Raw genomic sequence first — 15,780 nt, forward strand, 5'->3', positions numbered from 1 at the left:
GATAAGTTCCCTTGCAACGACAAGGGAACGCCACACATTCTTTAAGCCTTTCAATATTTAGAAACATGCTTTAAGTATTATTAAACGCATCTCATAGGTTGTTTAGTATTTTTGTCAAAAGGAGTTTTATATTTTTCAGCATCACCAGTTCCTGGAGTTGATGGTAAACCTTCACTACCCCAATCTTCTGATTCATTAACATTTTCAGTTTAAATAATGTTGCTTCTACTTCTTTACCCTTTGCCTTTTGTACAAGGGTTGTATAGTAGCGACGAATAATTTCTTCTCTGGATGCTGCAGAAACCGCTTCATCATCGTAAATACAATTTCCTACCATATTAACGCCCATATCAGTAGGAGAATTATATGGATTTTCACCATAAATTCCTTCAAAAATCGCATTTAATACAGGGAAAATTTCAATATCACGATTGATGGCATCAATAAAAAAGATCTATCGAGAATTACAAAGTATACTAAATCTACTTTACAAACTGTTGATTATACTAAAACTTATAATCGCAAACATGGAATTAGTCCAACTAAGAAGTTTATCTTTTCAGTACTATGTGTAATCATTTCTGCAATTGATGCTTTTATCTGGGCTATTTTAGATAGTGCACCATTGAAGTGCAATTACTTTAAAAATGCTATTTTATCGAAATTATTACGTAGTTCAGGGATGCGTTTCTTAATCACTGATTTATTCTTGTTATTAGTAGTATTTTTGACACTACCAATTCGATTGTTTTTTAGCGATAAAGGGCAATTGTTGACGTTACTTTTAGCTGTTTTTGCTTTGCAGTGCTTTACTTTCGGCATGACAATGTTATTAATTCAAAGAAAGGAAGAAAATAATGGATCTACCAATTGAGTTTAAGAATAAGTATAGAAAGCTCTTGGGTGAAAAAGATAGTCAGAAATTTTTTGAAGCAATTGATGGCAAGAAAATAAATGGCTTTCGTTTAAATCCTTTAAAACAAAATTATAAGAATGTTTCTTATGACTTATCTGACAAAGTTCCGTTTATAGATAATGGCTTTTATGGAAAGATTAGTGGTAACGATATCGAATGGTTGAGCGGTTATGTTTATTCTCAAGATCCATCGGCCATGTTTCCAGCTCAAATAAGTCAGGTAAAACCGGGTCAAAGAGTATTAGATTTATGTGCTGCTCCCGGTGGAAAATCGACTGCTTTGGCATCAAAACTTGCGGATCAAGGAATTTTGGTTGCAAATGAAATCTCCAGCAGTCGTGTAAAAAAGTTGAGAGAGAATCTAGAAAAATGGGGTAGTAGTAATGTATTAATTACTAATGAATCTCCAGATAAATTGGTTTCAAGTTTTAAAAATTACTTTGACACCATCTTAGTTGATGCACCTTGCTCTGGTGAAGGGATGTTTCGCAAAGATCCGGAGGCAATGAAATATTGGTCACAAGATTATGTGTTGACGTGTCAAAGTCGGCAAAAAGAGATCTTACAACATGCTTATCAGATGTTAGCTCCTGGAGGAAAACTTGTATATTCAACTTGTACATTTTCTCCTGAAGAAGATGAGCAGATTGTTGAGTGGCTAGTTAATAAATATAAAATGCAAGTGTTACCAATAGATAAATTTGAAGGAATGGCGAAAGGACGCGTGGATTGGACCAAAAATAATACAAGTCAAGTCCAAGACAGTGTTAGATTTTGGTTTCAAGATGGAGTTGGAGAAGGGCAATATGTCGCACTTTTGCAGAAAAATAAGGATATTGATAATGCAGCTCCAAAAAGCAAAAAGAAGCCAAGTAAGAAGAGCAGAAATTCACGGATTAGAATTTTAAGCAAAGAAGAAAAAGAGTTAATTGATAAGCAAATTTATGATTTTGCTTTACCTGATCGTTTAAAAAATTGGAAGAAAGAAGCTTTAATTAGTAATGAGCACGTTTTTGTTCCAATTATTGCTCCCAAAGATCTTACCGGCCTACGTATCATAAATAATGGCGTTGAGCTGGGAATAATGAAGAAAAATCGTTTTGAGCCTGGTCAGCAATTAGCACAAGTTCTAGGACAAAGGAATCAGGACAAAATAGTTAAACTGGATGATCAAGAATTTGAAAAATATCTTCATGGCGAAGCTATAAAACTGGACACAACACTTAAAGGATTTGTCCTAGTGACGTATCAAGACAAAATCTTTTCTTTTGGAAAAATAGGAGGAGATAAAATCTTGAAAAATTACTATCCTAAAGGCTTAAGAAAGTAAAAAATGAACTGCATCAGCAGTTCATTTTTAGTATATTTTTTCAATTTGTTTTTGATAGTTAAAAAGTTCGTTGTCTAGATAATACTTAACTTTTCTTGCGTCTTTTATTTGATTTAGACCAAACAACGCATTCAGCATTATCAATTCAGATTTTATTTTTTCAATTTCCGCACATAATTCATCACTACCTCGGAAAGCAAATTTCAAAAAATGGCTAGCCAAGCCAACATAGTTTGCGCCTAAAACAAGTGATTTGAAAATATTCATACTGTTATTAATCCCACCAGAGGCAAAGATAACTTTTTTCTGCTTAATTAATTTTGCACCTAATAAAGCTTTAGGAGTCGATAATCCAATATCTTCTAAAAAAGCTAAATCATGAAGCTCTCGTCTCTCATTTTCAATTTGAGCAAAATTGGTTCCACCGCTGCCTCCCAAATCAAAGTTAGAAAAACCATTTTTCTGTAAAGTCTGGATACTAGCAGGGTCTAAACCTTGACCAACTTCTTTAATGATGATCGGGATATCAACTTTATCACGTATTCTTTTTAAATTATCTAGCCAGATAAAATTACGATCTCCTTCAGGCATGACGGCTTCTTGAACCGTATTTAGATGAATTTGAAGAGCATCAGCATTTAATTCTTTAATGATTTTTTCTGCACTGTGAGCATTAGTATCAGGATTTATATTTGCAAAAAGTAACCCATCAGGATTTTCACTACGAGCAATACTAAAACTGTTTAACTGATCTGGCTCTTTTTCTAAAATACTGGCGCTACCTAAGGCCATAGGGATATTTTCTTTTGCGCAGGCTTTAGCCAGTCGTTTATTTATCTGAAAAGATTTTTCAGAGCCACCAGTCATAGCATTTATATATATAGGCATAGAAATTCTGTGATTAAACAAAGAACTTTCTAAACTATTCTCACTAAATTGTGTTTCAGCAAGAGCAGGACGAATTAAATGAATTTGGTTAAAATCCGATTTTTTTTGTTTATTAAAAAACATCTTGGCTAATGCAAGATGTTCTTCTTTTCTTTGGGAACGTTGAGACATATTTTCTCCAACTTAATTTGCAATAGAATGAACACGGAAATTTAGTGGTAAAATTCCATTTTCTCGCCATAAGGCTTTCATTTGATTTATCTTAGTATCATCATTTGCAATTACTATACCACAATCTCCATTACCAGCACCGGAAGTTTTTGCAGCACCTTCAAATTGTTCGGCAATATCAATCAATTTGGTTAAACGAGGAATTTCAATAGCTATCTTGTTTAACGAAGCAAAATCTTTAAGAAGACGACGATTTAAGCGAATTTGTTCTTGGATCAAATTAATGTTCTTATCGTTGAATCCTTGAATCATTTTGAGTACACAATCACGAGAGTTTTGTAAAAACTCATCATAAGCACTTTTAATGAATTTCTTTTTGGCATTAGTTTTATCAACCAACTGAGATGTTGAAGCTGGTTTTTGGCTCCAGCCAATTACTAATTTCATCCCTTCGGGAGGAGTAAGTAACTGCACTCTCAGACCTGGCCATGCTTCGTTTAAAACATAACTCAAAGAATGGTGGGCAAGTTCATTTTCAAGCCACACTTTATCAAAGGTTTGATAAGCAAGCCAACCTCCATAGACACTAGCCGCAATATCTCCAGCTGAGCCATTTCCTTGAACAGAGTAGTGGGAGATTGCAGATAGCTTAAATATTAGATCATTTGAAACTTTTAAACCATAAAATTCTAAAATCGCTTTTACTGTGGCAACAGTAACGGCAGCTGAGGAGCCTAGCCCATATTTTTTACCATCTGAAGAATCTAAATCTGAATTTACATGTAAATCATATAATGACATCGATACATCTTGTTCTAGACAATAGCTCTCGGTAAATTTAATAGCAGATAAGATGTATTCAAATGGGTTGTCACGATTATCAATCACCATTTGATTGCCTTTTCTAATCCAGTGAATTGAATCTTGAGAATACTGCTTAGAGTGAATTAATCCCTGGGAACCTTTACTTTTTGCAATAGAAACCCGGACGAATTCATTAACAGCTACTAAAATTGCTGGACAATTCTGTTCTAAAACTGCATATTCGCCAGCAATATATAGCTTGCCTGGTGCTTTAACGGTAATCAAACGTTATTCCTCTAATCTATCTAAACTTAGTCCAGATATTCAATTCCTGGACCGAAACCTGCATTGACTATTTTAACATTGCCTAAGAGGTTGTGAATAGCAGAAATTATTTTTTTGCTATTTCTTAAGGTACACAAAATTTTTACGTTCGGACCAGCATCGATAGTATAATAACATTCAATGCCTGAATTTCGGAGTTCATGTACTAAATTAATTAAACTAATTGTATCTGGTTCAAAATAGGTAAAGCCGGGATTAGCAGTTAGATTCATTGCATGCATTTCATTAGCTGAATTTTCACTAATTTGACCTAATGTAGAAAAATCGTGGTTAGAAATTGCGCTTTTCATAGCTTGAATTTCACTATCATTCTGTTTAAGCCAATCTTGATAATAATTAGAATGTTGAGCTAACTCCATTCCTTTTGAAGAAGAGATTTTCTTTTGCTTAGTATTAACTTCAACCGCCAGCATGTGTAGATCCCAGTCAGGATGTTCGTTAAGTGCTTGTGCATAAGAATTTAAATCATTATCGCCTTTAATCCACTCAACAAAGCCGCCAAAAATAGAGCGGGTTGCGGACCCTGATCCTAAGCGGGCTAACCGTGAGAGTTGAGTTTTATCTAAATCTAATTGGTAACTTTTAGCAAAACATGCTGCTAAAGCCGCAAAAGCTGAAGCAGAAGATGCTAACCCAGCTGAAGTAGGGACATGGTTATATGAATGGATTTCAAAATTTTCATTTGGATCTAAATTGTATTTTTTTTGCAATTCATTAATATAATCAAAGACGCGCTGACTTTGAGCAGGAGATTGTTTAACATCATTTAAGTAAAAGGAGCTTTCTGATATTTTAGGGTCATGTTCAAATTCAGTCTCAGTGTAAAAAGCATCTAAAGTCATTGAGATACTAGACATTAAAGGTAATTTCAGAGCTTTGTCGGCTTTGCCCCAGTATTTGATTAAAGCAATATTGGTATGTGCACGTGCTTTTGCCTTCATTAGATTTCCTCGATCCAGTAATTAGAAAAGTAATTTTGAGCTTTTTGACTAATCTGTTGGGCTATTTCTTGACTTGGACAAAGGGCAATTACAATTCCTCCTAAACCGCCTCCAGAAAGTTTGCTCCCTAAAGCACCATTTTCTTGAGCAATTTTACAGATATTATCGATTCTATTAGTAGAAAGGCCAAATGAAGATAAAATCTCTTGAGCTTCATTAAAGATTTGTCCCACAGTTTTGCTGTCGTGCTTGCTCCAAATCTTACGTGTTTGAGTAGCTAGTTGACCCAGACGATCGATTTTTTGTTTATTAGTATCATTTTCTTCATACTGTTTACGAACGCTGCTGACGGCTTGTTTAGTATTACCTAATTCACCAGTATCCATAATTAACAAGGTTGCTCCTAGTTTATCTTTCAAAGTCTGTGGACCATCTTGTTTATTAAAGAAAACTAAATAATCAGAATGAACAGTTGCCGCATCAAGGCCAGAAGCCTTACCATGATTAATCATTTCTGCATGATTAGTAATATTCATGATCTCTTCTTCACTTAAATTTAAGTTGAAATATTCATTTAATGCTTTCGTGGTACCCAATGCCACAGCTGCACTTGAGCCTAAACCACGTTCGATTGGAATTTCACCGGAGTAAGTAATTTTAACTTTTTCATCTGACTTGGATTTTTCAAGTAAAGTTTTGAAAACATATTTTAAACCGTCGTATTCTGCTGGAGCATCTAAAAAAGGACCATGATAATGGTTAGTATCCATCCAGTTTTTAGAATTATTCTCAACAGTTGTAGTAATATTTAAAGCATTAATAGGTAATGCAAGAGCATCTTTACCATAGACAACTGAGTGTTCACCAATTAAAATTACTTTTCCATGAGCTTTAATATTTACCTTTTTATTTTCGTGCATTAATTCATACCGTCCTTTCTTAGTAAAACCTCTATGCTAAAATGTTTTTAAGGAGAAACAGAACTTATGATCAATATAATTACAGGGCGTCAAACTGATCCCTTACAAAACCAAATTTTAGATTTAGCTGTAAAGAAATATTATCAAGATCCAAGTAAAAAAATATTTATTATTGTTCCTAACCATATCAAATTTACCACAGAAGTAAGAGCCTTATCTAAATTAGCAAATCTTTCTAATCAAAACCAGGTGGCAGTCAAAAATTTACAAATTCTTTCCTTTTCTCGTCTGGCTTGGTATTTCCTAAAAGATGCGCAGATTGCATTACCAGAAATTCTAGATGATGCTGCAAGTATTATGCTTTTAGAGCAGATCGTTCGTCAAAATCAAGATAAGTTAAAGCTATTTACTGACGAGCAAATCAATCAGGGGAGTTTGAAACAGCTTTATCAAGCGATATTGACTCTAAAACAGGGCAGTCTTGATTTGGACGATATCGATGTTGAAGACAGTGATGAAGAAACTAAACTAAAAATCCATGATCTAAAGATCGTTTATGAAGTTTTTGTTGAACGGCTTGCAAATAAGTTTGCTACCAAAGATGAAATGCAATTTATTTTAAATCAATATCTCGTCAAAGCTGATTTACAAAATTATTCATTCTATTTTTCTGATTTTTCACATTTTACTAGTCAGGAACAATTGACTTTGCAGCTACTTACAAAAAAAGCTGCCGATATAACAGTTAGTTTCAAGACGAAAAATGGACAAGTCAATACGAATCCTCAAGCAGGAGATTATGATTATATCGTTCAAAGTTCAATTAAGCATTTTGAACATTTTTTACAAACACAAAATTTGAATTATACTTTTTCATTTTATGAATCTGGTGATACCTTAGACAATAAGACCAAACTAAATGGAGTTTGGACTAAAACTCTGTCTTTAAAAAATGACGATATAGGAGATTTAGTACAATTTATTAAAGCCGACTCACGTTATTCAGAGGCTTATTTTGTGGCGCGTACAATCTATCAACAGGTTGCTTTAAATAATTATCGTTTTCGAGATTTTTTAATTCTAGCTCCTGATTTAAATGAATATGAAACGTATTTGACGCCAATCTTACGACAAAATAAGATTCCTTTTTTCGATGATTTACAAAAACAGATGAAATTTCATCCATTAGTGGTAATTATTGAGAATCTAATGCAAATCTATCAAAGGGGCTTTCAGACTAATAATCTGTTATCAATTATGAAAACACATTTATTAATGCCTGAGTGGTATAGAGATGAAGCGAGTTTTCAATATGATATAGATAGTTTGGAAAATTTTGTTTTAGCACATGGTATAAATCAAAATCTATGGAAAAAAGATCTAACTGACTTTTTGGATGCTCATGTGATAGCTTTAGATGAATCTGCTAGCCGAGTTCAAGAACTAGATCGAGTTCGAAGTTATTTTGTTAACGAAATAACAGATCTTTTTGATCAACTAAAGTCTCAAAAAGATCCTCAAAGAGCACTCAGCGTCTTTTGGAACTTTTTGATTAAAAATGGTGTAGCTAAAAGATTAGAAAATTGGCGCCAGAAAGCTAATGAAGATGGTAATTTGCAGTTAGCGCAACAGCCAGAGCAGGTCTGGACTACCTTAAACGATCTACTAAAAGATTATCTCTTAATTAATGAAGAATTTAATATAGAATCATTCTTCCAGCTTCTAATCAGTGGCTTTAGTGAAGCAAGTTTTTCACAAATCCCTTCAGCTCTTGATGCCGTTAGCATTTCTGAAATGGGAATGGTTCAAAGCAATGATTATAAACAAGTTTTCATTTTAGGTGCAACTAGTTCTAATTTACCAAATATCAAAAAGATTCCAGGTTTTTTCACTGATGAAAATTTAGATCAAATTAATCGCTCTCTTGATAGCAACCAACAAATTGAAAATCAAAATCAGATGAATAATTTGGATCAAAATTATCAATTTGGTCTAGCCTTATCACTTGCAAGTGATCGAATCTATATTTCTTATCCAATTCTAAATACTGAGAATGAAGAATTAAAACCATCTATTTATTATAAACAGCTCTTTAGACAGCTGGAGGGAAAAGAATATTTTCAACATGATTTACCTCATAAACAAAATGAAGTTTTATCTTTCATTACGAATGCACAAGCATCATTAGGCTATTTGTCATTTTTACAACATGAAAATTTTGCTGGGGCCGATAAGTTACTTGATTTAACTCATTGTAAAATACCTAGTTTAACGAATCAAATTTTGCTAGCCAGTGACTTTAAGAATATTCCGATCTCTTTAGATCAAAAGTTGGCTCAAGAGTTATATGGTAAAAATATTGAAACTTCGGTTTCACAGCTTGAAACCTACTACGAAAATTCCTTTGAATACTTTCTTAATTACGGTCTATCTTTGCGTAAACGCTTTGAAAATGAATTAGATGTGGTTCAAGCAGGGAATTATTACCACGAAACTTTTGACCAATTAGTAAAGCTTTTGAAAGATAAGCATATTGATCTGGCATCTTTAACTGATAGTGAATTAAGCCATTTGTTAGAACAAATTCATGAACAAATGCAGGAAAAAGGACGCTATCGTCAATTATTAAATGATCCATTCAATAAGTATCTATTTCGTCAGTTAGACCAAACTACAGCTAATGTTGCTAAATTTTGGCATCGAAACATAAAAAAGACGATTTTTAGACCCGCATATTCTGAATTAAGTTTTGGCCGTAATCAACCTGTTAAAGGACTAGATTTCCAAGTTCAAACAGATCTTGGAATTAATAAAATTGATTTGCGAGGCAAGATGGATCGTGTCGATCTAGCGCAGCTTGATAATTCTGTCTTAGGACAAGTAATTGATTATAAATCTTCAGCCAAAAAGTTTGATTTAGGATTATTTGCTAATGGAATATCTTTACAAATGATTTCGTATCTTGATGTATTGAAAAACAATCAACACTTTTTTGCGCAAGATGAAGAATTGGATATCTTAGGTGCTTTTTATCAGACCGTAACGAAACACATAGAAAAATTAAATTCTGATTCTAATTTGACAAGTGATTATCATCTCAAAGATATAGTTAAACAAAATGCGCAACAATTGATGTATAACGGAATCTTGGTTGCTGATCAGGAATTATTAGAAAAAGCAGAACCTAATCTGTCTCAAGATCGTGCAAGTAGTGAACTTTACGAAAAGATTCGTAAAAAAGCTAATGGAGACTTTTCATATCCTAATTTAACTAGTTTTAGCAAAGATCAATTACAACAAATTTTGGCTTATAATGCTTATTTGATTCAACATGCCGCAAAAAACATTTTGTCAGGAAAAATTGATCTTAATCCGTATTCGTATAAAAATAAAACACCATTACAATATTCTGATTACACGGATATATTCTTCTTTGATGCGATGCTTAAAGAAAATAATTATCACAAAATTGACTCTATGGATAAAAAGGAATTACTTGAACTAATTAAAAACAAATTAGATCAGGAGAAAGGAAATTAGTATGACAACTTTTACTCCGCAGCAAAAAAAAGCAATTTTTGATCAGGGCAAAGATATCTTAGTATCTGCTTCGGCTGGTTCAGGTAAAACTACGGTTTTAGTTGAAAGAGTTCTGCAAAAAGTCTTGTCAGGTACTCCAATTTCAAGTCTTTTAATAATTACTTTTACTAAAGCTGCTGCTAGTGAGATGAAAGAAAGAATTAAGCTCCAGCTTGATAAAAAATTGCAACAAGATCCAGATAATAATTTTTTACGTGAACAATTGTTGAACGTAGATACAGCAAATATTTCAACAATTGACGCTTTTTGCTTAGATGTGATTAGAAGATTTTATTATGTCATTGATTTAGATCCGAGTTTTTCAATTCTAACTGATGAAACTCAAAGTGCATTACTTCAAGAGCGGGCATTAACTGAACTTGAAAAAAAGCATTTACAAGATCAAGACCAAGATTTTATTGATTTTTATGATAATTTCGCAGGTGATCGAGAAGTAAATGGTGCGCATAATTTGATTTTTGATTTGTATTTTACAGCAATGGCTCAGCCTAACTATGAAAAGTTTTTAGCACAAATAGATCAATACTACGAGTCTACAAATGAGATAGTAAGTAGTCCACTTTGGCAAAAAAATATTAAGCCATACTTATTAAGTCAAATGGCAGATATTGACAATGAATTAGATTATTTTTTAGAAACAAGTCAGTTCAATACGAAAGAATTTGAAAAAGTCAAAGCAAGTTTTGCAGAATTTAAGACGAACATTGAAAACTTGATTACAAGTATAAGTGGCGATCAATCTTATGATCAGCAAAAAGCTAACTTTATTGCTTGTCGTTTTCAAGGAAGTTATCGTAAATCCAAAAAATGGGATGAGGATTTCCTTGCTATATATGAGGAAAGCAGTAATTTCAAAAAGGAAACTTCAAATAAGCTAAAGAAGCTCTTTGCACATTTTTATATTCTTTCAAATAGTGACCAGATCAGTCTGTTAAAAAAGGCAAAGAACTTAGTTAAAACGATCGGACAAGTAGAGCTAGAATTTATTGAAAGCCTTAATAAACTGAAACGTCAGCAAAACCTAATTGACTATAATGATATGGAACATCTAGCTTTCAAGATCTTGAGTCAAGATAATTCAAAATCTCATTTAGCTCGCACCTATTATCAAAATTTGTTTTCAGAAATTTTGATTGATGAATATCAAGACGTTAACGAATTACAGGAAAAAATCGTTCAATCACTCAAACAAAAAGGTAAAAACTCATTATTTATGGTGGGGGATATTAAGCAATCAATCTATGGTTTTAGACAGGCCAAGCCTCAATTATTTCTTGAAAAGTATCACGATTTTCAATTTGCAAATGAGGAACATGAAAGAATTATCTTAGCCGATAATTTTCGCTCTACAAAAAATGTTACCCACACGGTCAATAAGCTTTTTAACTCTATTTTGACGAAAGATTTTGGTGGAATTGACTATCAAAAAGAAGGTCAGCTTATATTTGGAGCTAAATATTATCCAGATCAGTTGCCAACGGCATCAGAATTCATTTTTACAGATAAAGATAAATCCCAGAATTTACAAGAAGAGATAAATGATGATGACTTTGGTGAAATTCAGATGGTGATCGAAAGAATTCGACAGCTAAAGAAAGAAAAATTTGAAGTTTTTGATGTGAAAAAAGGTATTAAACGTCCTCTCAAATATAGTGATATTGCAATTTTGTCGCGGACGAGAAGTGATAATCTGCAAATTATGAAAGAATTCGCCAAAGCAGACCTACCTTTATTTATCACTGATGCTCAAAACTATTTTCAAACTTTTGAATTAATTATGATTATGAATTATTTGAAGATAATTGATAATCCACGTCAAGATATTCCTTTAGTCGCAGTTATGCGCTCACCATTATTTAATTTTACCGAACCGGAGTTAGCTCGCATTCGAATAAAAAGCAGGAAGGGCGATTTTTATGATGCTGTGGCTAGTTTTGCAGTTGAATCGAATCAGTTAGGCAAAAAGTGTAAGGCTTTTTTAAACCAGCTAGATGAATTAAGAAGCTTTGCGACAGTTAATCGAATCTCAGAATTAATATGGACTATATATGAAAAAACACATCTTCTAGAAATCGTAACGAGTTTGCCAAACGGTGAACAAAGAAGAGTTAATCTAGAAGCTCTGTATGAAAGAGCAACATCATATGAGACAGCTGGGTTTAAAGGTTTGTATCAATTTATTTCATTTATTGAAAGGATGAGAAAAAATCAAAAAGACTTGGCTCAACCGTTATTAAGCAGTAACGAAGATGCAGTTCAGCTGATGACTATTCATGCTTCTAAAGGATTAGAATTTCCAGTAGTTTTTGTAGTTGGATTAGATCATCATTATCAAAAACGAGATCTATCGAATCCCTACTCAATTAGTAGTAAATTAGGCCTCGGTTTAACAGTTAAACAAGAAAATTGGCGAGCAGATACTTTAAATAAATCAATTATAGATGTTCAAAAGCAACAAGAAAGTCTGGAGGAAGAAGCTAGAATACTCTATGTTGCGCTAACACGTGCCAAGCAAAAGTTAATTTTATGTGCAAGCATCAAGAATTTGGATAATAACTTTGAAAAATGGAAAACTTATCTAAATGAAAATAATATCTTGCCGCTCACTAAAAAACTTACAGCTAACTCACCGATGCAGTTTTTAGGACCTGAATTACTAAATAAAGCTTTCATTGAACAAAAGGTCAGTGATATGAAACTTAGTTTAGAACAAGAAAACAAAATTTATTATTTACATTTTGAGCCAAGCAAGTTAACAGATCACCCAGATCAAGAAAGGTCAGAAGATAAAGAAGATTCTAGACTTTTAATAAAAACAGTTAATAAACTATTTGATTTTGAATATCCATTTTTGGATGCTACTAAAACTACCGCATATCAAGCAGTTTCAGAAATTAAAACAGCATTTAATGATCCAGTAGCCGGAGAATTAGATAATTCTCACCTAGACGCTTCAGTCAATAGATATTTACAACCGATTGATCAAACGCCAACATTTTTAAAAGAAGACAAGTTTACCGGTGCTCAGATCGGAACAGCTACTCACTTAATATTGCAGTATTTTGATTATCGGAATAAAGATATTGATCAAAGCATAGAGCAAGAAATAAATAGTCTAATAGAACAAAAGAAATTAAATCCTGAAATTGTTGAGCATATCTCAATAGATGCGATAAAATGGTTCGTTGAATCAGATTTTGCGCAGTCTTTTTGGCAGCAACCTGAAAATTTAGTAAGGGAACAGGAATTTTCCAGTTTACTAAGCGCTAGTGAGATTTTTAATGATTTTTCTGATCCAGATGCCAAAATATTAGTTCACGGTACAATTGATGGCTATTTTATAGATAGTGATGGTATTATATTGTTTGATTATAAGACCGATTATGTTGATAAAAATAAACAAGAGCTAGCTATTGAGAAAATCAAGCAAAAATATACTGGTCAGTTGCGCTTATATGAACAAGCTTTAAATGAATTTGCTTTAAAAAAGGTTAAGAGTAAATATTTAGTTTTGCTTGATGCTCAGAAACTTGTAAAATTAGATTAGATTGATGATTGAGGAGGGGTAAAGTTGAAACAAGCATTTGATGATGACGTCTTTGCTGTAGTAGATCTTGAGACAACAGGGACTCAAAGACAACAAAATGACCGTATCATTCAGTTTGGATGTGCGATTATAAGAAAAAGAAGAGTAGTGAAGACATACTCTTTCTTAATTAATCCACATAAAGAAATACCTCTTTCCGTTGAAAATTTAACTGGCATAAAAAATGAAGATGTCATAAATGCCAATGACTTTAAGTATTATGCTAAAAAGATCCGAAAACTCTTAGATGGTAAAATATTTGTTGCACATAATGTTAATTTTGATCTTCCTTTTTTAAATTATGAGTTGGTAAATGCAGGATTGGAACCATTAACTGGACGTGCGATTGATACTGTTGAATTAGCTCAAATTGCTTTCCCAACTTATCCCTCATATAAATTGAGAGATTTGACTAGTCGGTTGAAAATTCAACATTTAAATCCTCATCAAGCAGATTCAGATGCATTAGTAACAGCAAAATTACTTCTTAAAATCATCAAAAAGCTTGAAAAATTACCAACAGCAACTTTAAATACGTTGACTTCTTTATCTAAAGGCCTGTTAAGAGATACTTATTATATTTTTTCAGAAATTAGTCAATTCGCAAGAGCTAGTAAGCGACCACTAGCTAAAAATTTAATTCAAGTTAGAAATTTGATTTTAAAAAAGCAAGTGCTTGCTTTTGGACATGAGGAAGCTGAAGAAAAAACTTTTCCTGAAAGTGATGCTGCCAAAAAGAAGCTTTTTAAGGGACATTTACGTTTTAGAAGAGGACAGGTTTCTTTAATCAATCGGCTAAATGAATTTTTAACTAAAGAAGATAAGCAGAATTTAATTGTTGAAGCCCCAAATGGTAGTGGAAAGACTTTTTCTTATTTGATGGCATATGCATATCAACTATATTCGGGAAGAAAATTAGTAATTGCTACTCCGACTAAAGTGTTGCAAAATCAAATATTACAACAAGAAGTCCCTCAGTTGGTTGCAATTACTGGTTTAGATTTAGATGCCCAAGAAGTTAAATCTAGTAAACATTATTTAGATTTAGATGGTTTTTTCAATTCTCTGTATCAAGCTAACAGCGATATTACTACTTTGGTTTGGCAGATGGGGATTTTGGTTTGGTTAACTGAAACCGAGACCGGGGACTTAGATGAATTGCAATTAACAAATTATAAGGCTCCATTTTTTGCACAAATTACGCATCCCGGGGATGCTAGAGTTGGAACTGTTTTTTCAGATTATGATTTTTGGAATTTAGCGAGAAGTCGACAAGAGCAAGCCGACATTTTAATTACAAATCATGCTTATTTAGCTAATCACTATACTGACTCTATCTGGGGAGCAAATCCATATTTGGTAGTTGATGAAGCACATAGATTTGCTGACAATGTGGCTGCTTCAAGAAATGATAGTTTACAATTTGAATCATTTTGGGGGATGTGTAGTCATCTTCGTAATATTTTGTATTATGCGGATAATTCTGCTAATGAACGTTTTGGCAATGACCAAGAATTTGCTCCGCTAATGGATAAATTGGAAGGTCAAATTACGGACTTAATTCATGCAATTAACCAAGTTCAAAAAAGACTGTATAATCGTAAAAATCTTGCTGTAAGTAGGGAAGAAAAAGGTCAAGCTCGCATAGATTTAGCCTTTCAAGGAAAAGATTTATTTGATAATGTCTCTCAATATAAACATGATTTATCTATAATGCAGAGTAAAATTGAATTGGTTAGACAAAATACTAATCAAATATTATTTTTGCTTTATCATCAACAAGAAAATATGCTTACAAGCGATGATGTATTGATTAAAGATTTGCAAGAAGAAATAGATCATTTAGATTATTTTTCAGAACAAACCTATTTGCTCATCGACCAATTAGGTGATCGGGACAAATTAAATGAAAAGGGATTTATTTTACAAATTACAAATTATTCTGATCCTTTATCAACAAATATTGCTTGGATGACTTTGGACCCAAGTTTGCAGTTAAAAGAGTTGTATCGCTACTTCAGTAAAAAGTTATTTGTATCTGCTACTTTGATGAATAATAATTCGTTTAATTATATGGAAAACGAATTGGCAGTAGATAAAGATCAAACAGCAGTCTATAAAGCAAGAGCATCATATGATGTTGAAAAGCACCTACGCATTTTAGCTTTAAATGATCGGAATTTTGTTCAAGATCCTAATGATGAAAGTTACGGCTATGCAATTGGTAGATTTTTAATCAGAAATTTGAAAAAGCAAAATCATATCTTAGTTCTGTTTAC

9 protein-coding genes are annotated in these 15,780 nt (G+C 32.8%); 4 read left to right on the top strand and 5 right to left on the bottom strand.

The window, feature by feature from the left end; all coding sequences use genetic code 11:
* Positions 1-91: 91 nt before the first annotated feature.
* Positions 92-454 carry a DUF1846 domain-containing protein gene (locus tag Q0Y70_RS07145; protein ID WP_367270346.1) on the bottom strand — a complete coding sequence of 121 codons (363 nt, stop codon included), beginning with the start codon at positions 452-454 and terminating at the stop codon, positions 92-94.
* A 403-nt stretch (positions 455-857) separates the two neighbouring features.
* Between Q0Y70_RS07145 and Q0Y70_RS07150 the strand changes: the two genes are divergently transcribed.
* The gene (locus tag Q0Y70_RS07150; protein WP_297818954.1) at positions 858-2,246 is read left to right on the top strand and encodes an RsmF rRNA methyltransferase first C-terminal domain-containing protein; all 1,389 of its coding nucleotides are present in this window, start codon (positions 858-860) and stop codon (positions 2,244-2,246) included.
* A gap of 27 nt (positions 2,247-2,273) precedes the next feature.
* Here the strand turns inward: Q0Y70_RS07150 and fni are convergent, their stop codons facing one another.
* The 4 genes from fni to mvk are packed head-to-tail and all read right to left on the bottom strand — an operon-like array spanning position 2,274 to position 6,315.
* The gene (fni, locus tag Q0Y70_RS07155) at positions 2,274-3,305 is read right to left on the bottom strand and encodes a type 2 isopentenyl-diphosphate Delta-isomerase (RefSeq protein ID WP_297818957.1); all 1,032 of its coding nucleotides are present in this window, start codon (positions 3,303-3,305) and stop codon (positions 2,274-2,276) included.
* Positions 3,306-3,317: 12 nt separating this feature from the next.
* Positions 3,318-4,394 carry a phosphomevalonate kinase gene (locus Q0Y70_RS07160; protein WP_297818960.1) on the bottom strand — a complete coding sequence of 359 codons (1,077 nt, stop codon included), beginning with the start codon at positions 4,392-4,394 and terminating at the stop codon, positions 3,318-3,320.
* Between the two features lie 26 nt (positions 4,395-4,420).
* Positions 4,421-5,395 carry a diphosphomevalonate decarboxylase gene (gene mvaD, locus Q0Y70_RS07165; RefSeq protein WP_297818964.1) on the bottom strand — a complete coding sequence of 325 codons (975 nt, stop codon included), beginning with the start codon at positions 5,393-5,395 and terminating at the stop codon, positions 4,421-4,423.
* On the bottom strand, positions 5,395-6,315 hold the full coding sequence (gene mvk, locus Q0Y70_RS07170; protein WP_297818968.1) for a mevalonate kinase: 921 nt from the start codon (positions 6,313-6,315) through the stop codon (positions 5,395-5,397). Before mvk ends, mvaD begins: the two co-directional genes overlap by 1 nt.
* A gap of 66 nt (positions 6,316-6,381) precedes the next feature.
* Here mvk and Q0Y70_RS07175 point away from each other — a divergent pair, with 66 nt between their 5' ends.
* The 3 genes from Q0Y70_RS07175 to Q0Y70_RS07185 form a co-directional block, all read left to right on the top strand.
* Positions 6,382-9,855: a PD-(D/E)XK nuclease family protein gene (locus tag Q0Y70_RS07175; protein ID WP_297818971.1), complete on the top strand. Its 3,474-nt coding sequence runs from the start codon at positions 6,382-6,384 to the stop codon at positions 9,853-9,855.
* A gap of 1 nt (position 9,856) precedes the next feature.
* Complete coding sequence (addA, locus tag Q0Y70_RS07180) at positions 9,857-13,462, top strand: helicase-exonuclease AddAB subunit AddA (RefSeq protein WP_297818974.1); 3,606 nt, start codon at positions 9,857-9,859, stop codon at positions 13,460-13,462.
* A 24-nt stretch (positions 13,463-13,486) separates the two neighbouring features.
* Positions 13,487-15,780 (top strand): exonuclease domain-containing protein (locus Q0Y70_RS07185; protein WP_297818978.1); only part of this gene is annotated, 2,294 nt, incomplete at its 3' end.

The sequence above is a fragment of the uncultured Lactobacillus sp. genome, assembly GCF_947367085.1.
Taxonomy (GTDB): domain Bacteria; phylum Bacillota; class Bacilli; order Lactobacillales; family Lactobacillaceae; genus Lactobacillus.

Bases quoted from the DNA above. Each gene is read 5' to 3' on its own strand.
- Q0Y70_RS07150 (WP_297818954.1), top strand. From the start codon at position 858: ATGGATCTACCAATTGAGTTTAAGAATAAGTATAGAAAGCTCTTGGGT.
- fni (WP_297818957.1), bottom strand. From the start codon at position 3,305: ATGTCTCAACGTTCCCAAAGAAAAGAAGAACATCTTGCATTAGCCAAG.
- mvaD (WP_297818964.1), bottom strand. From the start codon at position 5,395: ATGAAGGCAAAAGCACGTGCACATACCAATATTGCTTTAATCAAATAC.
- mvk (WP_297818968.1), bottom strand. From the start codon at position 6,315: ATGCACGAAAATAAAAAGGTAAATATTAAAGCTCATGGAAAAGTAATT.
- Q0Y70_RS07175 (WP_297818971.1), top strand. From the start codon at position 6,382: ATGATCAATATAATTACAGGGCGTCAAACTGATCCCTTACAAAACCAA.
- addA (WP_297818974.1), top strand. From the start codon at position 9,857: ATGACAACTTTTACTCCGCAGCAAAAAAAAGCAATTTTTGATCAGGGC.